This is a genomic window from Micromonospora sp. NPDC049201 (assembly GCF_055586805.1).
Map to the genome: position 1 here is coordinate 132,810 of NZ_JBVJHM010000016.1, position 22,519 is coordinate 155,328.

General features: G+C 73.2%; 18 protein-coding genes. 11 read left to right on the forward strand and 7 right to left on the reverse strand.

What is annotated here, in order from left to right; all coding sequences use genetic code 11:
* Positions 1-129 precede the first annotated feature (129 nt).
* On the forward strand, positions 130-1,101 hold the full coding sequence (locus ACZ6O5_RS28710) for a hypothetical protein (protein WP_465981102.1): 972 nt from the start codon (positions 130-132) through the stop codon (positions 1,099-1,101).
* Positions 1,102-1,158: 57 nt separating this feature from the next.
* Here ACZ6O5_RS28710 and ACZ6O5_RS28715 read toward each other — a convergent pair whose 3' ends face one another.
* Positions 1,159-1,473 (reverse strand): hypothetical protein, encoded by a 315-nt coding sequence (locus tag ACZ6O5_RS28715; protein ID WP_465981104.1) that lies wholly within the window; start codon positions 1,471-1,473, stop codon positions 1,159-1,161.
* A 419-nt stretch (positions 1,474-1,892) separates the two neighbouring features.
* On the opposite strand from ACZ6O5_RS28715, the gene ACZ6O5_RS28720 reads away from it, so the two are divergent.
* The 3 genes from ACZ6O5_RS28720 (at position 1,893) to ACZ6O5_RS28730 (ending at position 6,767) form a co-directional block, all read left to right on the forward strand.
* Positions 1,893-3,839 (forward strand): GTP-binding protein, encoded by a 1,947-nt coding sequence (locus ACZ6O5_RS28720; RefSeq protein ID WP_465981106.1) that lies wholly within the window; start codon positions 1,893-1,895, stop codon positions 3,837-3,839.
* A gap of 468 nt (positions 3,840-4,307) precedes the next feature.
* A complete protein-coding gene (locus ACZ6O5_RS28725) occupies positions 4,308-5,807 on the forward strand; it encodes a SulP family inorganic anion transporter (RefSeq protein WP_465981108.1) in 1,500 nt (499 codons plus the stop codon).
* A 72-nt stretch (positions 5,808-5,879) separates the two neighbouring features.
* Positions 5,880-6,767, forward strand: coding sequence for a hypothetical protein (locus tag ACZ6O5_RS28730; protein WP_465981110.1), 888 nt, complete (start codon positions 5,880-5,882; stop codon positions 6,765-6,767).
* Positions 6,768-6,890: 123 nt separating this feature from the next.
* Here ACZ6O5_RS28730 and ACZ6O5_RS28735 read toward each other — a convergent pair whose 3' ends face one another.
* Both ACZ6O5_RS28735 and ACZ6O5_RS28740 read right to left on the reverse strand, forming a co-directional pair.
* A complete protein-coding gene (locus ACZ6O5_RS28735; RefSeq protein ID WP_465981112.1) occupies positions 6,891-7,340 on the reverse strand; it encodes an OsmC family protein in 450 nt (149 codons plus the stop codon).
* Between the two features lie 30 nt (positions 7,341-7,370).
* Entirely contained in the window at positions 7,371-8,678 is a 1,308-nt protein-coding gene (locus ACZ6O5_RS28740; RefSeq protein ID WP_465981114.1) for an alpha/beta hydrolase family protein, read from the reverse strand.
* A gap of 168 nt (positions 8,679-8,846) precedes the next feature.
* Between ACZ6O5_RS28740 and ACZ6O5_RS28745 the strand changes: the two genes are divergently transcribed.
* Positions 8,847-9,695, forward strand: a complete 849-nt coding sequence (locus tag ACZ6O5_RS28745; RefSeq protein ID WP_465981116.1) for a hypothetical protein — start codon at positions 8,847-8,849, stop codon at positions 9,693-9,695.
* Positions 9,696-9,709: 14 nt separating this feature from the next.
* Here ACZ6O5_RS28745 and ACZ6O5_RS28750 read toward each other — a convergent pair whose 3' ends face one another.
* Complete coding sequence (locus ACZ6O5_RS28750) at positions 9,710-11,704, reverse strand: acyl-CoA dehydrogenase family protein (RefSeq protein WP_465981118.1); 1,995 nt, start codon at positions 11,702-11,704, stop codon at positions 9,710-9,712.
* 174 nt (positions 11,705-11,878) lie between these two features.
* Between ACZ6O5_RS28750 and ACZ6O5_RS28755 the strand changes: the two genes are divergently transcribed.
* Positions 11,879-13,159: a serine hydrolase domain-containing protein gene (locus tag ACZ6O5_RS28755; protein WP_465981120.1), complete on the forward strand. Its 1,281-nt coding sequence runs from the start codon at positions 11,879-11,881 to the stop codon at positions 13,157-13,159.
* Between the two features lie 91 nt (positions 13,160-13,250).
* Here the strand turns inward: ACZ6O5_RS28755 and ACZ6O5_RS28760 are convergent, their stop codons facing one another.
* Positions 13,251-14,543, reverse strand: coding sequence for a GAF domain-containing protein (locus tag ACZ6O5_RS28760; protein WP_465981122.1), 1,293 nt, complete (start codon positions 14,541-14,543; stop codon positions 13,251-13,253).
* Between the two features lie 466 nt (positions 14,544-15,009).
* Here ACZ6O5_RS28760 and ACZ6O5_RS28765 point away from each other — a divergent pair, with 466 nt between their 5' ends.
* The 4 genes from ACZ6O5_RS28765 to ACZ6O5_RS28780 are packed head-to-tail and all read left to right on the forward strand — an operon-like array spanning position 15,010 to position 17,438.
* Positions 15,010-16,041, forward strand: coding sequence for a hypothetical protein (locus ACZ6O5_RS28765; RefSeq protein ID WP_465981124.1), 1,032 nt, complete (start codon positions 15,010-15,012; stop codon positions 16,039-16,041).
* Positions 16,042-16,081: 40 nt separating this feature from the next.
* Positions 16,082-16,420, forward strand: a complete 339-nt coding sequence (locus ACZ6O5_RS28770) for a hypothetical protein (RefSeq protein WP_465981126.1) — start codon at positions 16,082-16,084, stop codon at positions 16,418-16,420.
* Positions 16,398-16,958: a monovalent cation/H(+) antiporter subunit G gene (gene mnhG / locus ACZ6O5_RS28775; RefSeq protein ID WP_465981158.1), complete on the forward strand. Its 561-nt coding sequence runs from the start codon at positions 16,398-16,400 to the stop codon at positions 16,956-16,958. Before ACZ6O5_RS28770 ends, mnhG begins: the two co-directional genes overlap by 23 nt.
* Before the next feature lie 57 nt (positions 16,959-17,015).
* Complete coding sequence (locus tag ACZ6O5_RS28780; protein WP_465981128.1) at positions 17,016-17,438, forward strand: cold-shock protein; 423 nt, start codon at positions 17,016-17,018, stop codon at positions 17,436-17,438.
* Positions 17,439-17,457: 19 nt separating this feature from the next.
* Here ACZ6O5_RS28780 and ACZ6O5_RS28785 read toward each other — a convergent pair whose 3' ends face one another.
* Together ACZ6O5_RS28785 and ACZ6O5_RS28790 are read right to left on the reverse strand one after the other, a co-directional pair.
* Positions 17,458-18,501 (reverse strand): polyprenyl synthetase family protein, encoded by a 1,044-nt coding sequence (locus ACZ6O5_RS28785; RefSeq protein ID WP_465981130.1) that lies wholly within the window; start codon positions 18,499-18,501, stop codon positions 17,458-17,460.
* Positions 18,502-18,508: 7 nt separating this feature from the next.
* Entirely contained in the window at positions 18,509-18,925 is a 417-nt protein-coding gene (locus ACZ6O5_RS28790) for a hypothetical protein (protein ID WP_465981132.1), read from the reverse strand.
* A 149-nt stretch (positions 18,926-19,074) separates the two neighbouring features.
* Between ACZ6O5_RS28790 and ACZ6O5_RS28795 the strand changes: the two genes are divergently transcribed.
* Entirely contained in the window at positions 19,075-22,512 is a 3,438-nt protein-coding gene (locus tag ACZ6O5_RS28795) for an NACHT domain-containing protein (protein ID WP_465981134.1), read from the forward strand.
* Positions 22,513-22,519 lie beyond the last annotated feature (7 nt).

Consider the following 22,519-nt stretch of genomic DNA (forward strand, 5'->3'; position numbering starts at 1 on the left):
AGTGGGCGTCGTTCTCACGGGGAAAGTCGTCGCGCGCCGTTGCACACTCCACGGTGCCGGACGGGCGTAACGCCTCCCCGGCGGGGACGAGAATCGGGGGAGACGATATTGGCAGGCCCAAATGCGACAATGCGACAATCCGAGCAGATAGCAGAATTCTGCCACGCCACATATCGTTCCAGCCTGCTGGTCGCGCAGGCACTCGCACCTCACGTTCCGAACGCAGCCCCACTCGACCAGAAGGCGCTTCTCGTCGCCGGCGTCGAACGGGCGCTCCTGGACGCAATCGTGGTCCGGGACCATCTGGCCGGCACGGCCGGGCGACGGCCACTCCCGGCCCGGGTCTCCTGTGCGGACGCCCCGGCCGCGCGGCGTCTGGCGGACGCCCCCGACTGGGCGCTGGCTGTCGGCTTCCTCCATGACTACGGCAGGCGTCAGGCGGCGTTGATCGCGCGCCTGCACGAGGGCGTCTCCCCGGTGGCGAGGGATCTCCGGCTGGTCGAGCGGCTCGCCGAGAACACGCGGGAGGTCAGGCGACGGGCCGGGGCGGTACCCGCCGTCCCGAGCGACCTGGTGCTCCGGGTGCGTCCGCAGGATCTGGCACAGACGTCGACCGGGGCGGCGTCGACCGGGATCTCCGGATCGGTCCATCCCCTGCCGTGGGTGTCGGTCAGACCGGCGACCTGGCGTCGACTGCCGCCGGCTGACGGTCGTGTGCCGCCCCCGTCCCGGCTGAGCGCGCTGGCGGGCTTGGCGGAAGCGGCCATCGGGATGGTCCGCCACGAGGGCCTTCCGCTCGGACTCGGCGCGGAGCTGGCCGGCTTCGCTTCCGAGGTGGTGGACCTCGTCGCGGCCGCCGGGACAGCACCGGAGGACCCGGCGGCACACCCCGACGAGGAGTTGTCGGTGCGCTGGGCCGCCCTGAACGCCGCCACCGGCAGCGCCGCCCGGATGCGGTCCGTGCTCGACCTGCTGGGCTGGGTGATCGGCGGTGCGGGCGGCCTGGACGCTGCCGGGGTGTCCGCCGTCGGCATCAGCGGCCTCGAACGCCGGTACGACTCGTGGCGGGCCAGGTTCGAGCCGCTGACGCCGCCGCGATGACCAGCGTCGGCGACGTCGCCTGTCCGGCGGGCGGCCCGGCTGCTGACCGGACGCCGCTCAGGCGCAGCCGCGGTACTGCAACGCGCCGTCCTTCATGTACGCCCACAGCGCCAGGCCGTTCCAGTAGTCGTAGGTGAGCGTCCAGCCGTTGGCGGTGTTACCGGTCGGGCCGGTGACGACCTGGCCGTAGCGGCGGGTGCCGTACAACGTGGACTCGTTGGGCTCGGTGTACATGCCCGCGTAGTCCCAGACGACGGTGAAGCTGCTCGTCGTGCACGCCGCCCGCGCCGTCCCGGCCGGTGCCAGGGCCGTCAGCGCCGTCGCCGCGAGGCAGGCCGCCATCGTGCGCGACAGCAGTCGTCGAACGGTCATCAGATCCTCCACTCGATCGTGGTGCACGGATGTGCCACGGTGACACCCACCCGCCGGATTATATTGGTCGGTGCCGATCCCCGCGATCGCCGTGCTGTCGACCACGTCGATCTCGTGGGGCCGCAGGGTTCGTTCTTCGGCCCGGTCGGTCCGAACGGCGCCGGTAAGACGACATCGTCGACAACCGGGCCGGCCGGGCCGGCGGTCTCTCGCCGGCCGGTGATCGCGAGCTGGGATCGGCCTGACGGCGAACTCGGTTGTGGCGGTCGCCTCGGGCGTGCGAACCTGGCGACGGCTCCCTCCCCGCCGCACCCGGCGGGCGGGCGCCCGGCCACCACGACGACGAGGAGTGACGATGCGAGCAGATTCCACGCTCCGGACCCTGGACCGTCCTACCGTGGAGTTCTGCCTTGGCCTTGTTGAACCTTGGAATCGTCGCCCATGTTGATGCCGGAAAGACCAGCCTGACCGAACGCCTGCTCTACGAGGCCGGCGCGGTCTCCCGCCCGGGCAGTGTCGACGCCGGCACGACGCGGACCGACTCGATGGAGTTGGAGCGCCGACGCGGCATCACCATCCGGGCGGCGGTCACGTCGATCGCGATCGATGACCTGAGCGTCAACCTGGTGGACACCCCCGGTCACCCCGACTTCATCGCGGAGGTCGAGCGTTCGCTCGCCGTCCTGGACGCCGCCGTGCTCGTGGTGTCGAGCGTGGAGGGGGTCCAGCCGCAGACCGTCGCCATCTGGCGGGCGCTGCGGCGCATCGGCGTGCCGACGGTGTTCTTCCTCAACAAGGTGGACCGTCGCGGCGCCGACGTCGACCGGGTGACGGCCCAGGTCCGCCAGCGGCTCGGCGCGTGCCCGGTCGCGCTCACCACTGTCGCCGGACAGGGCACGCGCGACGCCCGGGTGCGGGCCGTGGGCCTCGACGCCGAACCGGTGGTGGCGGCCGTGGCGGAGGTCGACGACGCGGTGGCGGCCCGCTGGCTGACGGACGAGCCGGTACGCGTCCGCGACGTCCGGCGCGCGATCCGGAACGCGGTGCGCCGCGGCGGGCTCAGCCCGTTGGCGTGCGGCTCGGCGATCACCGGAGCCGGGGTACGGCAGTTGTGCCGTCTCGTGGCCGACCTGCTGCCGCGCGACGAGCAGCGGGAGGGCCCGCCGGCGGGCACGGTCTTCGCCGTCGACCGGGACGGCCAGGGCCGGCGGACCTGGCTGCGGTTGTGGTCCGGGCAGCTCCGGGTCCGGGACCGGGTACGGCTCGCCGGGGCGCCACCCCAGACGGTCACCCAGATCGCCGTCACCGAGCCCGACGGAGTCCTGGTGCGCCCCTCGGTGTCCGCCGGGCAGATCGCCGCGGTGCGCGGCCTGTCGGCCCGGATCGGCCAGCACATCGGGGACCCGCCGCGGCGGCACGCCTACCGGTTCCCGCCACCGACCCGGCAGGCGGTCGTCGAGCCCGTCGACCCGGACCAGCGCCTGGCGATGTTCGCCGGCCTGGCCGAGCTGGCCGACGAGGACCCGCTGGTGGACCTGCGGCTCGACGAGCAGCAGGCGGAGGCGGTGATCCGCCTGCACGGCGAGGTCCAGAAGGAGGTGCTGGCCGCGCTCATGGCGGACCGGTACGGCGTCCGGGTGCGGTTCTCCGGCACGCTGACGGCCTGCATCGAACGGGTCGTCGGCGCCGGCGCCGCCGAGGAGCGGGTGCGGGAGCGGGACAACCCGTACCTGGCCGGGTTGGGGTTGCGCATCGACGCCGCGCCGGTGGGGCACGGTGTCGAGTTCCGCCCGGGGGTCGAGCCCGGCCGGCTTCCGCCGGCGTTCGTCGCCGCCACGGAGGAGGGCGTGCGGGCCGGCCTGCGGCAGGGCCGGCACGGCTGGCCGGTCACCGACTGCACGGTCACCATGACGGCGTCCCGGTACTGGCCGCGGCAGAGCCGGCCGCACCAGAAGTTCGACAAGTCCATCTCGACGGTGGCGGCGGACTTCCGCAACCTCGCCCCGGTGGTGGTCGCCGCGGCGCTGCGCCGGGCCGGCACCCGGGTGTGCCAGCCGATCGAGCGCTTCGACGTCAACCTTCCGCAGCAGGCGGTGGAGACGGTGCTGGCGCTGCTCGGCCGGCTCGGCGCGATCGTCCACGACACCGCCGTCGCCAGCGGGTACCTCGAGGTGAGCGGCACCCTGCCGACGGCGCGGGTGCCGCAGGTCGTGGCGGCCCTTCCCGACCTCACCGGTGGCGAGGCGGTGCTGACCACCACCTTCGACCACTACGCGCCGGTCACCGGTGCGGAGCTGCCGACGTTGCCCAGGCGTGGGCCCGACCCGGCCGTCCGGGACGAGTGGTTCCGGGCCGTGCCCCGATAGCTCCCGACCGGGCGGCGTGCCGCGTCCCCCTCGGGTCCGACGCGCTCGGGTCGAGTCCTGAATGGTGATTCGAGCGGCCGCGCGCTGTGCGAATAATATTTATCTCGATATATTGTCCGTAGTTGCCGGAGGGGGCGTCGCGGAAAGGCAAATTGCGGCCTTCTGATCGCTCCGTCGTCGCCGGCACTGGCCCTCACCAGCGCCGATGCGACGACGGGAGGAGAACGAGCCGCATGGGACCATGAATCGTCGACCCGGGTGGATGACCCGCCCGGCCCCGCCCGACGGAGGCGAAGAAATCTTCTTTCCGGCGCGCTGCCGCGCCGCCTCCGGCGCATTCATCATTGGCGCAATGTTGTTCTTCCCGGGGCGGTCGAATGGCGGTCCGTGCCCGCCGGTAACGCCGTTTCCGCCGCCCTGCGTCCCGGGGACCACCAGTTGCGAATCCACTCTCTCCGGATGTGAACGATGTCGTCTCCGACCCTGTCCTGGCGCACCGTGGGCGCCGACCTGTCCGCCTCCGTCGTCGTCTTCCTCGTCGCGCTCCCGCTCTGCGTGGGCATCGCTGTCGCCTCCGGCGTACCGGCCGAACTGGGCCTGGTCACCGGCATCGTCGGCGGTCTCGTCGTCGGCTGCCTGCCCGGCAGCAGCATGCAGGTCAGCGGACCCGCCGCCGGCCTGACCGTGCTGGTCGCCGACGCGGTGAGCCGGCACGGCCTCGGTGGCCTCGGCACGGTCGTCCTGGTCGCCGGCCTGATCCAGGTGATCCTGGGGTTCCTCCGACTCGGCCGCTGGTTCCGGGCCATCTCCGTGGCCGTGGTGCAGGGCATGCTCGCCGGCATCGGCCTGCTGCTCGTCGTCGGCCAGCTCTACGTGCTGTCCGGGCGGGAGGCGCCCCGGTCCGGGGTCGGGAAGTTCACCGGCCTGCCCGCGCTGTGGAGCGACATCCTCGGTTCCACCACGGTGCGGACGTCACTGGCCGTCGGCGTGGTCACGCTCCTGGTCATGCTCTCGTGGGACCGGCTGCCGGACCGACTGCGGAGGGTGCCCGGAGCGCTGGTCGCGGTCATGGTCGCCGCCGCGACGGCCGGCGTCCTGCGCCTGCCGGTGGCGACGATCACGGTGGAGGGGTTGCTCCCAGCCGTGCAGCCGTCGCTCGGACACTGGACCATGCTGACGGAGCTGAGCGTGCTGGCCAGCGTCGCCACGTTCACCCTGATCGCGTCGGCGGAGAGCCTGTTCAGCGCCGCGGCGGTGGACCGGCTCCACCACGGACCGCGTACCGACTTCGACAAGGAGCTGGTGGCGCAGGGCGCCGGCAACGCGGTCTGCGGAATGCTCGGCGCGCTGCCGATGACCGCGGTCATCGTGCGCAGCTCCGCCAACGTGCGGGCCGGCGCGCGAACCAAGGCCTCCCGTGTCCTGCACGGGGTGTGGCTACTGCTGTTCGCCGCCGCCGCACCCGGCCTGATCGAGCTGATCCCGTTGCCCGCCCTGGCCGCCGTGCTCATCCACGCCGGGACGAAGCTGCTGCCGTTGCGGTCGGTGCCGGAGCTGTGGCGGGGGCACCGGGGGGAGGCGCTGGTGCTGCTCGCGACCGCGCTCGTCATCCTCCTGACCGACCTGTTCGTCGGGGTGCTCGTCGGCCTCGGCCTGGCCATCGTCAAGACCGCCTGGGAGACCTCCCACGTACGGGTGGCGGTGGCCGACCGGGGGACCGGCCCGATCGACGTCACGCTCACCGGCAACGCCACCTTCCTGCGACTGCCCACGATCCTCACCGCGCTCAACGCCCTGCCGACCAGCCGGCCCGTACACCTGGACCTGGGCGGTCTGCGGCACGTCGACCTCGCCTGCCGGGCGGCGCTGACCACCTGGATCGAGACGCACAACCGCAGCGCGGGCGTCCTGGTGCGGGTCGCCGCCGCGGACGGGACCCCGGACGGCCCGCCCGACGACCGGGACTGACCGGCACCGGCCCCGCCGAAGCGCTGGTCAGGGCGCGCGGAGCGGAATCCGGGCCGTGACATGATGACGCCCATGGGCGAGCAGCGGGACGTAGGCGGACACCACGGCGTGAGCGACGCGACCGGGGCGGGTGCCGATGCGCGGCTCGCCCTCGCGCAGGACCCCGCCACCTCCCAGATGACCCTCATCGACCTGGCGTCCGACCCGTCCGACGCGGTCCGCAAGGCGGTCGCGACCCGCCCCGACGCGCCGGCACAGGCCCTGCGACCGCTGGCCCGCGACCACGACCGGCACGTCCGGGAGGCGGTGGCGCGGAACCCCTCGACCTCGGTGGGCAACCTCCTGCGACTCGTGAAGGACGCCGACCGCTGGGTCCGCTGGGCGGTCGCCGGCAATCCGGCCTGCGACGAGTCGGTCCGCCGGGCGATGGCGGACGCCCCCGACAAGGAGCTGCGCGGTCTCCTCGCGGAGCGCCGCGACCTGGAGCCCGAGCTGGCCGCGCGGCTGGTCGACGACGTCTCACCCGAGGTACGGGAACGACTCGCCACCCACACCCACGACCCCGACACGATCACGGCCCTGATGGCCGACCGCACCGCACGCGTACGCAAGGGGCTCGCCCGAAACCCGCGGACCACCGCGACCCAGCGCCGCGCGCTCGCGCAGGACCCGGTGGCGGACGTCCGCGCCGCGCTGGTGCTCGCCGTCGAGTTGGACGAGGCGGACCTGCGACTCCTGCTCGACGATCGCGCGGTGCAGGTGCGGATGGCGATGGCGAGGTCGGAGCTGATCCCGGCGGACATCCGTCGGGCGCTCGGTGGCGATCCCGACGAGATGGTGGCCGGCGTCGCGCGGGACTTCCGCCCCGGCGCGGGCGCGGCCCCGGTGGTGCGCGCCGCCCGCGGCGGTCGCCGGTCCTCCGGGGCCGGCCGGGGCCGACCGGGTGGCGCCCGGCGCTGAGGCCGGCGACCGGGACGGCCGCCCGGACCCGTCACTCGCGGTGACCGATGGCCTCGACCGGCGGGGGTGCACCGCGAACCGGGTCGCCGCCGTGACGCCCGACGACGACCGGGGCCGGCTCGGTCACTCCTCGGCCGCGCCCGCCCCGGCGACGTCGACGATCGTGACGGGCGTGCCGAGCTGGACGGTGCGGGACACGGTGCAGAGCCGGTCGTGCGACTGACGCAGTGACCGGGGCAGCGCCTCGCGCGCCCGGTCGCCGTCCGGTCCCTCCGGGAAGGTCACGGTGAACTCCACCCGGAGGTCGCGCATCCGGTTGCCGCCGGCCTCGTCGCGGATCTTCTCGCCGGTGACCTCGACGGTGAATCGGTCCGGTTCGGCGCGGCGGCTGGTGATGTGGTCGACGTCGACGGCGGTGCACCCGCCGATGGCGGCCAGCAGCAGTTCCACAGGCGTGAACGTGTCGTTCTGGCCGGAGCCGATGGAGATCGACCCACCACGGGGATTCCGCACGGTGTAGGTGCCGAGGGCGGTGCGCTCGATCTCCACCGAGCGGAAGGTGTCGTCACTCATGCCCGCGAACCTACCCGGCGGCCGGCGCCGTCAGCGGACGAACGTGACGTCCGGGAAGCCGGCGGAGGGCCCGTCCAGCACCCGACCGTCCCGCCCCCGCAGCCACCTGTCGAAGAAGGCGGCGACGAACGTCTCCTCGGTGCGGACGGCCCGGGTCAGGTCGATGCACCCGACGGTGGCGGTGACGAAGCTGTCGGGAAGGCCGAGCTGCCGGGCGATCTGCGGGATCAACGGCACGGTGTCCTTGTAGGAATCCTCGCCCTTCGCGCCGCGAAGGTGCAGGTCGACGCGCCAGCCCCGGCTGTTGTCCCACAGCATCCTCCAGGACGGGGTCCGGTGGTGGTCGGTGCCGGGATCGCCGATCAGCATGAACGGCCGGTCCAGGCCGTGCCGGGCCACCGGCCACAACCCGATGGGGTCCGGCAGGAGCGGTGACTCGACGTTGCCGCCCACGTCGACGCCGGCCTTGATACGGGGGTCCTCGTCCATGGCCCGCAGCGCGGTCATCCCACCCGCCGAGACGCCGAGCATGCCGGTCCGGCGCAGGTCCACCGCGCCGGCGACACCGGCGGGCAGCGGCCGGCCGGCCGCGTCCGGGTTCGCGCCCCGGTGCAGCGCCGCGAGCTGGTCCAGCACGAAGCGGGTGTCCGCGAGCCGGACGTCGAAGATCGTGGCCGCCAACCGCTGGAAGTCCTCGGGCTGCCGGGCCTCCTGGAGCAGCCGTGCCAGCACGCCGGTGGCGACCCGGCCGTCCGGGAACTCCACCTCGGACGCGTCGCCTGTGTGATCGATGGTCACCACCACGTACCCCCGACTGGCCAGGTCCTGCACCAGCGTGGTTCCCCAGGTCCGCGGGTCGCCCGCGCCCGGCGAGTAGAGGATCACCGGGAACGGCCGCCGGTGCCGCGCCACCGGTGCGCCCCGGTGACCGCTGGTCCGGGTGGCGGCGAAGTCCACCGACCCCGCCGGGATGTCGTACAGGCCGGGACCGGCGCCGTCGGCGCTGCCGAAGTGCGCCGCCGCGCCGGGCCACATGTGCGGCGTACGCGGGAAGCGCTCCACGTCCCGGGCGGGGTACCAGAGGCTGACCATCAGCTCGCGATCGACCGGGATAGCCGTCCACGGGTCGGCGCGGGACCGGTCGACCAGATGCAGGTCGACGGTGCCCACCGGGTACGGGCCGGTCGGCGCCGGCAGGCTCAGCCGGGCCGGCCCGTCGTCTCGCGGCCGGGCCGACCCCGCACCCGCTCCCGAGGCGGACGACGGCGTCGCGGAGCTGACCGTGAGGCAGCAGGCGACCAGCGAGGCGACCAGGGCGGTACGGACTCCACGGATCATGGACGACTCCTCGGGAACCGGGGCCGCCCGGACGGCTGCCCCTCACCGGCTTCACGCTATGAGCGGCACGGCGTCCGGATAAGGAGGTTGGCACCCGTCGTCGTACCGGGGGTTGGCCCCCACCGCCGGCGAGACACGGCGGTGGTGGTCGATGTCTACCCTGGCCGGGTGACCTTCCTGACGGTCGTCGTCGCGATCCTGGGATTCGTCGGATACGCCATGGTGGTGCTGGCGCCGGTGCTGCTGGCCCTGGCCGTGTCGGAGGGCCGCCAGCACCGGTGGGTCCGCCGGCACCCGGTCTCCCGGTGTGCCGCGCTGCGTCCGGACGCCCGACTGCCCCGGCGGTTCGCCGTGTACGGCGAGACCGCGCCGGGGCCCGCCGGGCTGGTGGTCGCCCCGCTGTCCGGCGTCGAGGCGGTGTGGTTCCGCACCACCGTCTACACGGTCGACAGCGCCGGCGACCCGCCGCTCACCAGTACGAATGTGCTGTGGGAGCAGTCCGCGGGGGACCTGTTCGGGGTGGCCGACGGCACCGGTACCGCCGTGGTGTCGGCGCGGCTCCTCCAGGCGGCCATCGACGATCCGCGGCTGTCCGTGTGGGCGCGGACGCGGCTGCCGGTGGCGCACGCCGGTCCCACGCCGGTACGGACCGTCGTCGGCGAGGAAACCACCAGTCCTCGCCGCCACGGCCGGTGGCTCCAAGACCTCATCGACCGCGGGCTGGTCCCGGCGGACGCGGCGCGGCGCGTGGACCGCGTGCGGGTGGTCGAGCAGGTCGTGCCCCCGGGCCTCCCGCTGCACGTCATCGGCAGGCCGGCGATCCTCGACGGCGGCGTCGCCGCGCTCACGCTGCCGAGAACCGGTCGCTACCTCGCCCTGAGCCGGGAGCCCACGGAGACCGAACGGAAACTCGTCGGCGACCGCGCGTACGGGATGGGATGTGCGCTGTGGGCCGCGGTGGTCGGGGCCGCCTCCCTCGCCGTCGTCTGGGCCGTCAGCTACGCGATGAGTCGGTAGGCGGCGCGGGCGCGTCAGGTGGTGGCGGCGTCGTGCACGGCCATGGTCTCCTGCCGGTCGGGTTCCTCGCGCAGGACGGCGCAGTGCAGCCAGGCGTCCGGGATGGCGAAGCCGTCCACGAGCGTCCGCATGTGCGGGCGCAGCTCCTTCAGCAGACCGTTCACCACCGCGGTGATCGCCTTGGCGCGGGCCGGGGTGAGTCGGCCGTGCTCCAGCAGCCAGCCCTTGTCGGCCTCGACGACGCTGAGCGCGTAGAGGTCGCAGACCCGGGAGAGCAGCGCCCGCGCCGCCGGGTCCGTGGCGGCGTCGATGCCGGCGACGAACGCCTCGAGCGTCACCCGGTCGATGTGGGCGGCGGCCACGGCGAGGAGGTGGTCCTGCACGTCGTTGAAGATGTCGAAGGGGCGGTCCTTCTTCGTGGCGGTGCCGTTGCGCAGCCGGCGGACCGCGCCGTCGAGGCGGTGCCGCTCGCGGTCCTCGAAGACCGTGAGCTGCCAGCCGCGGTCGGTGACGGCGACCTCGTCGTCGCGGCCGGGCACGGCGCTGGTCAGCCGTTCGATGAGCGCCCGCGCGGCGGTGCGTTCGAGCACCATGTCGCGGATCTGGTCGGCGACGAACGAGGCGCGTCCCCAGCCGTCCAACGAACCGAACTCGTCGCGGTGGCCGGTGAGCAGCCCCTTGGCCACCAACTGCAGCAGCACCGTGTTGTCGCCCTCGAACGTGGTGAAGACGTCGGTGTCGGCCTTGAGGCCGGGCAGCCGGTTCTCGGCCAGGTAGCCGGCGCCGCCGCACGCCTCCCGGCACATCTGGATGGTGCGGGTCGCGTGCCAGGTCTGCGCGGCCTTGAGACCGGCGGCCCGGGACTCCAGCTCCCGTTGCCGGTGCTCGTCGACCGGCCCGTCGCCGCCCTGCACCTCGCTGAGCGCGGTCACCAGCTCGGTCTGGGCGAAGGTCAGCGCATACGTGGTGGCCAGCGCGGGCAGCAGCTTGCGCTGGTGGGCCAGGTAGTCGTTGAGCAGCACCTCCCGGTCGGCGTCGGGGGCGCCGAACTGGCGGCGGATGTCGCCGTAGCGCACCGCGATGGTCAGCGCCGCCTTGGTGGCCGCCGAGGCGGCGCCGCCGACGCTCACCCGGCCGCGGACCAGGGTGCCGAGCATGGTGAAGAAGCGCCGGGAGTCGTTCTCGATCGGGCTGGAGTAGGTGCCGTCCGCCGCGACCTGGGCGTAGCGGTCCAGCAGCATGTCGCGCGGCACGCTCACGTGGTCGAAGCTGAGGCGTCCGTTGTCCACGCCGAGCAGGCCGGCCTTCGGCCCGGCGTCACCGATGGTCACCCCGGGCAGCGGGTTGCCGTGCGCGTCGCGGATCGGGACCAGCCAGGCGTGCACGCCGTGCCGCCGCCCCCCGATGACCAACTGGGCGAAGACCACCGCCATCCGGCCGTCGCGGGCCGCGTTGCCGATGTAGTCCTTGCGCGCCGCCTCGTGCGGGGTGTGCAGGTCGAACGTCTGCGTCCGCGGTTCGTACACGCAGGTGGTGCGCAGTTGCTGGACGTCCGAGCCGTGGCCGGTCTCCGTCATCGCGAAACAGCCGAAGACCTCGCCGGCGATGATGTCGCGCAGGTGGGCGTCGTGGTGGCGCCGGGTGCCGAGGGCCGCGACCGCGCCGCCGAACAGACCCCACTGCACGCCCGCCTTCACCATCAGCGACAGGTCGACCTGGGCCAGCATCTCGATGGCGACGATCGAGGCGCCGACGTCGGAGTCGCCGCCGTACTCGGTGGGGAAGCCCCCGCCGATCCCCAGCTCGACCGGGAGTTCGCGGAGCAGCCGGCTGATCCGCTCGCGCGCCTGGTCGCCGGTCTCGCCGTACACCGGTAGGAAACGCCCGTCGAGGTGCTCGCGGTGCGCGTCGCGGACCCGGGCCCACGGGCCGTCGAGCCCGGCCCGCAGGCGGGCCGGGTCGACCGGGCCGGTCTCGTTGCTCATGGCTACCTCGGATGCCGACGTCATACCCACCCCTCCTACCCGGTGAACGCCGCTGATCAGCCGCGGTGACGTGGTGAGAGCCGTCACGGCGACCGGTTCGCCGGGCATATCGAAAAAGGCATACGCCCGCGCAACAGCGCTCCCCCTTGAGTGGAGGCACGGAACCACACGCCAGGACGAGGGGAACGGAGCGTGATCATGGAATCGGATCCCGTACGCGGTGTCGACCGGAGGCGGCTGCTCGGGTGGGGCGGGCTGGCCGCGGTCGGCGTGGCGGCCGGCGCGCCGCTGCCGGGCGTCGGCCCCGCGTACGCCGCGCCGACCGGTCCCGCCCCCGGCACGCCCGACGCCACGTCGTCCGGGCCCCGAAGGATCCCGCCGGCCACCCGCCCCGGCGGCGCGTACGACCGGTTCGTGGCGGAGCTGGCGGCGCAGGACAGGTTCTCCGGCGTGGTCCGGCTGTCGTACCGGGGCCGGACGGTGCTGTCCCGCAGCTACGGCCTGGCCGACCGGGAGCGGGGGATCCGCAACCACCAGGGGGTGGCGTTCAACCTCGCCTCGGCGAGCCAGCCGTTCCTGACGGTGGCGATCCTGCAACTGGCGCAGCGGGGCCGGGTGTCGCTGTCGGATCCGATGGGCACCCACCTGACGGACCTGGCCCCGGGGATCGCCGAGCGGGTGACCATCCACCACCTGCTCACCGGCACCTCCGGGCTGGACGCGCCGATGCCCGACTGGACGCGCGTCTTCCACAGCCGGGCGGAGGTGCACGAACACCAGCAGTGGTGGATCCGGCAGGCGACGCTGGCGGGGGTGCCCGGCTCCGCTTCCAACGGCCACCTCCCCGGCGCCGGCGTCGGCCTGGCCATGGCGGCGCGGATCGTCGAGGTGGTGTCCGGCCTGACGTTCTGGGACTACGTGCACGAGCACGTCTTCGCCAGCGCCGGCATGCGCGGGTCGGGGTTCCACACCCGGACGCGGTGGCTCACCGACCGGCACATCGCGCACCCGTACATGCGCCAGGCCGACGGCGGCCGGGTGGACGCCGTGCGCCACCTGGACCGGGGCAGCGTGAGCCCGCCCATCGCGGGCCGGAATCCGGGCCGCGACTTCATCGGTCACGCCTCGGGCGACGGCTTCGCCACCGCGCCGGACCTGGTCCGGTTCGCGGAGGCGCTGCGCGACGGCACGCTGCTCGACCGCCCCTGGGCCGACCTGTTCGCCGGGGCCAAGCAGCCCGGTCCGGCGTCCACCTCGTTCGACGGTTACACGATGCCGGTCTCGATCATCGGCGGCCAGTGGGTGTTCGGGCGCGGCGGCGGAGCCGGCGGCGTCGGTGCGAACTGGACCGTCTACCCGGACACCGGGTGGGTCGGAGTGGTCCTCAGCAACTACGACGACGTGCCGCTGCTGGAGATCTGCCTGGCGGAGGCGGAGGCGGTCACCGGCGAGCACGTCGAGTCGCCCGAGGGCGGCTGACGCGCGGACCGCGCGCCGTCCCCGGTGCAGCCCGCCGGGCAGCGGGCGGCCGGGGGCGGGCACCGTCACGTCGACACCGCCCCGCGGCGGGTCAGCGGTTGAGGTAGGCGGCCAGGCCGCCGAGTTCCTCACTGGCGATGAAGACCGAGCGCACGTTCAGGATGGCCTCCTCCACGTGGATGGGGCAGCCCCACGCGGAGTCACCCCACGAGTCGGCGATCTTGATCTCGGCCGCCGCCGGGCACCCGCCGGTGCCGCCGAGCTGACACTGCTCGGGGTGCGGCGTGGCGGCCAGCGTGGCGGCCGCGGCACGCACCCGGGCGGTGAGTTCCGCGGCGGCGGCGGCGCGCTGCTCGGCCTCGGCGCGCAGCTCCCGCTCCGCGCGTACCACCCGGGCCAGCTCGTCGTGGGCGGCTCTGGCACGTGCGTCGGCGGCGGCCTCGGCCTGCTCGATGTGGTGTCGTTCGATGGCCAGCGCCGCGGTGCCGGTGAAGACCCGGGCGAGCGCGAGGTCGGCGTCCTGGGGGACGCGCGGGGTGCGGTGGTACACGGCGAACGTGCCCAGCAGGTTGCCGTCGCGCCCGAGGATCGGCGTCGACCAGCAGGCGCCCAGCCCGGCCCGCTCCGCGAGAGGGCGGAAGTCGGTCCAGAACGGGTCGGTGGCGATGTCGGTGACCACGACCGGCTCCCGCCGGTGCGCGGCGGTGCCGCAGGAACCGACGCCTTCGCCGGTGGCGATGCCGTCGATGGCCTGGTTGTAGAAGTCGGGCAGGCTCGGTGCCGCGCCGTGGCGCAGGTGCCGGCCGTCGGGATCGGCGAGCAGCACGGAGACCAGCAGTTCCTCCGGCGCGAGCTGCTCGATGCAGCGGGCCATCCCGTCGAGCACCTCGGCCAGCGGCGCCTGGCGCGCGATCTGCTCGACCAGCGCCCGGTGCTCGGCCATCAGCCGCTGGGCGTGCATCACCTGGGTGGTCTCCAGGCCGATCACCCGGATGCCGACGACCGCGCCGGAGGCGTCCCGCCTCGGCTCGTAGGTGAAGTCGAAGAACGCCTCCCGTGCGTGCGCTCCGGTGCCGAGCACCACCCGGACGTCGCGCCCGGTGTAGGGCTCGCCGGTGCGGTAGACCTGGTCCAGCAGGGTGATGAAGCCCTGACCGGCCAGCTCGGGCAGCAGCTCCGCGAGCGGCACCCCGGTGCTCGCCCGGTGCTCGCCGATGGCCGCGAGGAACGCCTCGTTCGCGCTCTTCACCACGTGGGTCGGCCCGGCGAGCGACGCGAAGACCGCGGTGGACTGCCCGAACAGCGAGCGTACGTCCTCCTCCGCGCCCGGCCCGGCCACCGCGGCGTCCACAGCACCCGGCTGTCGACCCTCCACCGCCGTCATGGTGCGGTCTGCCTCTCTGCCGAGTCGTGGTCACCGGTCCGGAAATCCGGAGTTCCGTCTCGTGGTCCTCGCCGACGTCGCGATGCCCCGTTCAGCCGGGCGGTGGCGGGTGGACCGGCCGAGACGCCGATCATGCCGGCGAGCGTAACGGATGTCGGAAGCGGTCGGCCGGGCGCGCTGGACGCCCCGTGTCAACCTGAACGGGCGGGGATCCCGACCCGAGGAGGCAGCCATGGACTTCTCGTTCCGACCGCCCGGACCCCGGCCCGTCGAACCCGTCCGAGGGGCCGTCCCACCGGAGGACCCGCCGTGGTCGCCGTGGCTCTTCGCGCTCGGCCCGGTCGAGGTGCCGCGTGTGCCCCACCCCGCCGAGGGAGACGGCGGCACCGACGGGGGCGGCGTCGAAGGTGGCAGCTTCAGGGTGGCGCCGCCCGATGGTCCGCCGCTCTGGTTCAGGCTGAAGCCGGTGCCGGTCCTGGACGTCGTGGCCCCGTCACACGGGCAGGTCTGTCTGTCCGGAGTGGCCCGTTTCTTCCCGGCCCACACCATCCACACCGCCCGGGCCACCGCCGTGGTGGACGGCGACGACTGTCACCTCCGCCAGGTCGATCACTATCACGTCCATCGGGTGGAGCTCTCCCTCGACCAGGTCACGGAGACCAGCGACGCCCGGGACGCGCTGCGCAGACTGCTCGCGGATCCCGAGGACGCCGACCGGATCGAGGGATTCCAACATGCCCTGCGTGCCGCCGCCGACCCGCCGGAGCGCCGAGGCCCCCGGGAGGTGAGTGTGCCGGTGCGGTCGAACCGGCTGGTCACCGCCGCCGACTCGGTCGCCGTGGTCCGGGCCGACGGGTCACGAACGACTGTCAACAACCGGTACGTCGTCGACCGCACCACCTTGCCGGCGGCGGAGCTCCTGATCGAGAACGTGGCCCTGGTGAGGCAGTTCGCGTACGCGTTGCGGGAGCCGACGGCCGGCGAGCGGACGGCGACGTTCCTGCGGGCGATCCTGCGGGCCGGCGGGCGCGTCGACGAGCTGGCGCTGCTCGCTCACGCACCCGACCTGCCCCGACAGCAGACGAGCCTGTTCGGGCTGTTCGGCGCCGCCCGGGTCAACGACGCCGCGACCGTGATGGTGGGCTCGGGCAACACCCACGAGGTGGTCGCCCGGGTCGACCGGAGGGCGCCGCGGGACAGTGGCGTCCTCGCCGACCTGGCCGCTCTCCGCGGGTTCGCACCCCCCGTCGTCGCTCCCCCCACCCAGGTCCCGCCTCTCACGACGACGCCGACGGGGCCGGCGCCGGGTCCGAGGCGGGTGGCTCTCCAACCGCCACCGGCTCCGCCGGGGGACCACCTCCGGTTCGATACGAAGCCGCCGAAGCCGCCGAAGCCGCCGAAGCCGCCGAAGCCCCCGGAGCCCCCGGAGCCGCCGAAGCCGCCGAAGCCGCCGATCGATCCGCCGGAACACGGCGGGCCATCAATCGAACTATGGTGATTCCGGACCGAACGCCGAGGGGGAGCCGATGAGGCGTCGCGTGTGGCTTGCCGCTCTGGTCGTCGTGCTGGCACTGGCCGGTGCGATCGGCTTCCTCGTCCAACAGGGCCTCGACCGGGCCGACCGGTGGGCGAGCGTGGCGGCCTTCCTGCTGGCTCTGGCGGTCGCCGGCGGCACGGTGGCGGCGTCGCTGGCGCGGCGCGGGACGCCGCCGTCCGGCGACGGCGCAACGGGGCCGGCCGGAGCCGGCGCTCGGCGCGGCTCGCGGTGGTCGTTCCATCCGCTGCTGGCGTGGCGGAACGGCACCGTCGTCAAGGGCGGCGAGGGCGACACCAACACGATCATCAACGTGAACCATCCGGACCGCCGGGACGGGTGAACCGCGCCGGTCAGGTGTCCGAGGGCATCTCCGCGCCGACGACGAGCACCGGACCGGTCCGCCGTTCGCCCCGCGGCGCGCGGGGTCAGCCGCTGCGCGGCCCCCGCCGGCTCCTCGTCACCGGCGAGTTGATCGAGACACCGCCGCCGGCGTCTGCCTGATCGCGGGCGCCCTGCTCAGCCTCGCCGCCGGCATCGCCCTGGTCCGTTTCCCGGACGTGCTGTCCCGGATGCACGCCGCGGCCAAGCCGCAGGTGCTGGGGCTGCTGCTGGTGCTGCTCGGGTACGCGTTGCGGCTGCGGACCGGCGTGGACATCACCACGCTGGTGCTGGCAGGCATGGTCCAGCTCGCCACCGCCCCGGTCGCGGCGCACATGGTCGGGCGGGCCGCCTACCCGCACGACGACATCCGGCGGGACCTGCTGCTCACCGACGAGTTGGCCGGCCGGCTGGACCGGGTCCGCGCGCACCGGGCCGGGGCGGCGGAGACCCCGTCGACGGTCGACGCGCCCGGGCGCGACGCGCGGCCCCCGGCCTGACGGTTTCTCCGCTATCCTGACCGTGGTTTGTTGGTTGAGGTGGTGGGGTTGGTGGGCATGGAAAAGGGCACTATCGTCCGGTTCGACGACGTCCGGGGTTACGGGTTCATCGCGCCGGTGCGCGGCGGTGACGACGTCTTCGTGCACGCGAACGACTTCGGCGACCAGCGGCATTCCGTGGCGGTCGGCATGAAGGTGAGCTACGAGGTCGTGCAGTCCGATCGGGGTCTGAAGGTCGCGCGGGTGACACTGGACCAGCCGCCGGTGTCGCTGCACGGCGCGACATCCGCCGTGCCGGCCGGCACCGGGTCGGCGCCGATGGAGGACGACGAGTTCGACGTCCTGACGGTCGGCCAGTTCGAGGCGTCGGTCACCGAGCTGCTGCTGGCGAACGCGCCCACCATGACCGGCGGGCAGATCGTCCAGGCCCGGCGCGCGCTGATCGCGCTGGGGCGTCAGCACGGCTGGGTGGAGGACTGACCGTCCCGGTGCCCGCCGGTCAGCGGTTGCGCTCCACGACGTAGGCGGTCAGGTCGAGCAGGAAACGACCGTCCTCGGTGTCGGCCGCGGCGCCGAGGGCCCGTTCTCCCTCGCGTCGGGCCGCCGCGGCCAGTTCCCGGGCGCTGCGCCGGGCCGCCTCCACGCAGTCGTACGCGAGCAGCCGCCCGTGCAGCCAGCGCACCTCCGACGCGGTGCGCGCCGCCCGGGTCCGGCCCAGGAAGCGCAGCGCCCGCTCGCGTTCGTCGGGCGTGCACCGGCGCAGGAAGTCGATGAGGATGAGCGTCCGCTTGCCCTCCCACAGGTCGCCGGCGATCTCCTTGCCGTACCGGGCGTAGTCGCCGGTGAGGTTGAGCGCGTCGTCCTGGATCTGGAACGCGGCACCCAGGTACCAGCCGTACCGGTCCAGGACGTCGACCGCGTTCTCCCGGCCGGTGGCGACCAGGACGCCGGCACGGCACGGATAGATGCAGGTGTACCAGGACGTCTTCTTCAGGCACAACCGGTAGTAGTCGTCGGCGTCCAGGTCGCACACGTTGTCGCGGATCCAGCCGACCTCGATGGCCTGTCCCTCCAGCGAGTGGCGCAGCATCAGCTCGGTCTCGGTGAACAGCCGCCACGCGATCCCCGAGCCGAGCGCCGCCCGGTTCGCGGCGAGCCGCCGCAACGCCAGCAGGTTCGTCATGTTGCCGACGTTGAGCGCCACGCCGACCCCGTACTCGGCGTGCAGGGTCGGCCCGCCGCGTCGCTGCTCGCTGGCGTCCTGGATGTCGTCGTGGATCAGGAAGGCGTTGTGGAACAGCTCCACGGTCACCGCGGCGTTGAGCCCCACCGGCTCGGCGCCGCCGAACGCCCGGCACGTCGCCAGGCACAGCGCGGCGCGCAGTCCCTTGCCCCAGCGCCGGGGATACTCCGCGACCAGGTCGTAGAGGTACCGCGGCCCGCCGTCGGGCAGGTCGTCGAGCAGCGCGTCGAGGGCGAGCCCGCGGTAGCGCGCCAGCATGCGGTCCACGTGCCCGCCGGCCACCCCGGTGGTCGGCGCCACCGCGCCGCTACCGGTCCGTCCGGGTCGGGCCGGCCGGACCCGGCGACGACAGCCGGTCCGCGAGCCCGTTGGCCACGTCGGGCGCCAGCCGCGCGAGATTGAGTACGGTGTCGAGCGCGTCGTGCGCGTCCGAGGTGTAGCGGCGGATCACCTCGCCGCGTTGGTCGTCGGTCATCTTCAGTTGCCCGACCACGGTGTCGATCAGCGCGTGCCCGTCGGTGCGGACCCGCGCCACGAGTTCGTCGAACGCCTCCGGGTCGACCCGGCGGCTCTCGGTCAGCTTCTCCTCGAGCCGCCGGGCGCCGGCCAGCCCCGCCGCGAGTTCCTCCTCCAGCACCGTGGCCGCGTGGGTCACGGTCTCCGAGGTCTCCTCGGCCACCTTCTCGAAGCGCTCGTCCGCGCGCTCACGCTCACCGTTCGCCATGGAGGGAGTCTGCCACCGCACCAAGGGCGGCACACCACGAATGTGTCCGATTAGTGACTGTCGGTACGGAGACTCGGCTGCGCGATCACCCCGCGCGGTCGCGCGGTTCCAGTAGGCTCTCGGCCTTTGGGCCATCCACAGGGGACTCGATGAGACTGCCGCTGACGTACCGCTCCGCGCTCACGTTGATCGGAGCCGACGAGCCGGTCCTCCTGGCCCGCCTCGACAAACTGCTCGGCGGCATGATCCTCGCGTCGGGGGTGGCGGGCCTGCCGATGGGAAGCGCGGTCCTCACGGCGGTGTGGGGTTGGGTGGACCAGAAGAGCGAGTTCGTCAAGCTGCTGACCGGCGGCGTCACCTGGTGCCGTGACCGCCTCGCCGGGGCGTCCGGTCACGAACGCCGCCAACTCGTCGCCGCCGCGCACACCGTCCTGGTCGGGGAGGCGCTGTTCCACGCGCTCCAGAGTCACCTCGGGTCGGCCTACCGCAGCCTCGAACTGACCGACGAGGAGAAGAAGCACCTCTTCCGGGACAAGTACGACGCGCAGCGGTACGGCGACGCCGTCGCCGTCCTGCTCGACTCGACCATCGAGGTCCCCTGGGCGGGGCGCACCTTCGACGAGAACCTCGCAGACAGCGTCGAGCCCTACCTGCGCGACGCGATCAGTCGCTGCCTGCGCTCCTTCGGCAAACTCGCGGTCTGGGAGCGGGCCTGGACGGCGTACCCCCGCCCGGACGTGAACGCGATCCTGCGGACCGCCCTCGGCCGGTACGAGGAGAACTACTTCCGGCTCGCGACGGACGTGCCGGAGTTCCTGGTCTGGGCGCTGCTGGGGGAGCAACGCGGGGCGAGCCTGGCCGTCCGGGCGGCCAACCGGGAGATCGTCGCCGCGCTGCGCAGCCAGGCGCACTCGTTGCACAAGGTCGAGGCGCTGCTGTCCCTCATCTCCGGCACGAGTGGCCGCGACCGGGACACCACGGCCCTCCGCAAGCTCAACGAGTCCATTCTCGACCAGCCGCTCATCAGCGCGAGTGAACTCATGGGTGTCGCCGAGGTGGCGATCCCGACCATCCGCGACGGCTACGTCGCCCCCCGATTCCGCTGTGCCCTGGTCGACTCCTACTCACATCCGTCGAGCGAGGAGTGGTGGTCGACCCATCGGGTGCGGTCCGACCTCGACACCTTCCTCGCGGCGTATCTCGCGTCCGCCGAGTGCACGCAGCGGCCGTTGGTGGTGCTCGGGCATCCCGGCGCCGGCAAGTCGTTGCTCACCCGGGTTCTCACCGCCCGCCTGTCGGCCACCGCCTTCCCGGCCTTCCTCGTTCCGCTGCGGCGCATCCGCGACCCGGGCGCGTCGATCTACCAGCAGATCCAGCAGATCCTCGACGAGAGCACCCACGCCCGCGCCCTCTGGTCGAAGATCGGAAACACCGGGGCCGGCGGGGCCGGCGGCGCCACCAGGGTCGTCCTGCTGGACGGGCTGGACGAGCTGATGCAGGCCACCGGCACCACCGAATCGGGTTACCTGAGCCAGGTGCAGGAGTTCCAGCGCGTCGAAGCCACCCAGGACGCCCCGGTCGCGGTCATCCTCACCTCCCGGCAGGTCGTGGCGGACATCGCGAACATCCCGGCGGGCTGCATGGTCATCCGGATCGAGGACTTCACCGAACCGCAGATCAGCGCGTGGCTCGACGCCTGGAACCGGGTGAACGCGTCCAGGCCGGCAGCGGATGCCGCCCGCCTCAGCGTGGACGCCGTCCTGGAGGCCGGCGAGCTGGCCCGGCAGCCCCTGCTGCTCCTGATGATCGCCATCCAGGCCACCACGTCGGGTCGGTTCGCCATGGCCGCCAGCGAAACCACCGTCTACCACCGGTTGCTCGTCGACTTCACCCGGCGGGAGCTGCGCAAGGACAGGTCGCACGACCGCTACACCGAGCCTCCCGCCGAGGGCCTGGTCCAGGCCGAGCTGTGGCGTCTCGGGGTGGCCGCCTACGGCATGTTCAACCGGGGGCAGCAGTTCGTCACCGAGGACCAGCTCCAGGAAGACCTTGGGCTGCTCGATCCGCGGGGCGAGCGGGCCGGCCGGGAGGCGGGCCGGTTCGTCCGTCCGCTGACCGCCGCCCGGCGGACGATCGGACGATTCTTCTTCATCCACACCTCGGAGACGGGCGAGGTGGAGCACCGGCGGAAGACCTACGAGTTCCTCCACGCCACCTTCGCGGAATACCTGATGGCACATCACGCCGTCGACCGCATCCGGGAGCTGATCGAATCATACGAGAGCTACCGCGCCGGCCGGCTCCGGCCGGAGGCGTCGTGGAACGACGACGAGATCCTCTACTCGCTGTTGGCGCACCGCCCGATGGCCGCGAGCGAGAAGACCGTCGAGTTCATCCGGCAGATCTTCGACACCTTCGACCCGCTGGAACGCGTGACCGGCGGCACGGTCCTGGAGAACCTGCTGAGCGAGGCGCACCGGCACCGGTCCGGCGGGCGCGAGGTCGGCTACAACCCCGGGGCCCGCAGCGGCTTCCAGCGGCTGGCCGCCTATCTCACCAACCTGATCGTGCTGCGGCTGCTGCTCCTGCCGGACCACTCGATCCGGGTCGACGAGCTGGCGCCCGAGCGTGATAACCCCCTCGCCTGGTGGCGCTCGACCGTCCGGCTGATCCAGGCCGGCCTCGGCGAGGGCGCCTGGTTCGGCGTCCTGCGGACCATCGAGCCGGTCGTCACCGACGGGCACCCTTTCCTCCGGCTGCGACAGGAACCTCTGCTCCCGAACGGCCGCGACGTCTACGAGGCGCAGTTGCTGTTCGATCCGGACGCGGTCGACGTCGCGTACGTCGGTGTCGCGCTCTGGCGGGGCCTGCATGTCCCCACCACCGCGCGCACGTCGGCGCAGCTCTATTCCGACGTCGTCGCGCACCGCCTGTACGCGCCGCCGTCGCCCGGCAGCGCGCGCGGTCTGCTGGAGCACGTCCGCGCGGTGGGCGGCCTGACCGGCCCCACCGCTCTGGCGCTGGTGGAATACCTGCTCGCCCACTGTGCCTACCTCACGCTGGCGGAGTTGCGTGACCTCACCGGCGCGGCGGTCACCTCGCGCACCGCCGCGGTGCGCGCGGTCGCCCTGGTCGTGGCCCGCCCGGAGCTGCTGCGCCTCCTGCCCCAACTCGATCACTGGTACGGGGAGAAATTCCCGTCGTCGCCGGACTTCCTGCGCGTCGGTGGCGCCCTGAAGCTGCTGACCCTGAACAGCTCTCCGGAGGGCCAGGAGCTCGGCTGGAAGCAGTTCAAGACGTTCATGCTGGCGAATTCCCGCTGGTCCTCGTCGCTGTCGTTCGAGATCGTGGAGAAGTACGCCGCCCTCGCCTCCGCCGCCGCCGTCTGGCCGGCGATCATCCCGTCGGTGGTGGACGCCATGACCTTCGACCTGATCAACCACGCCCGCGCCGGTGCGCTCACCCCGCGCCGGTCCGGGTCGACAGCCGACGAGTCATCGCCGCCGGGTCGCGCCGGGGCCGACGAGCGGCCGGCCGGTCCGCCACCGGACCCGGGGAACGCCGAAGCGGATGTCATGACGACGTGAGGGAACC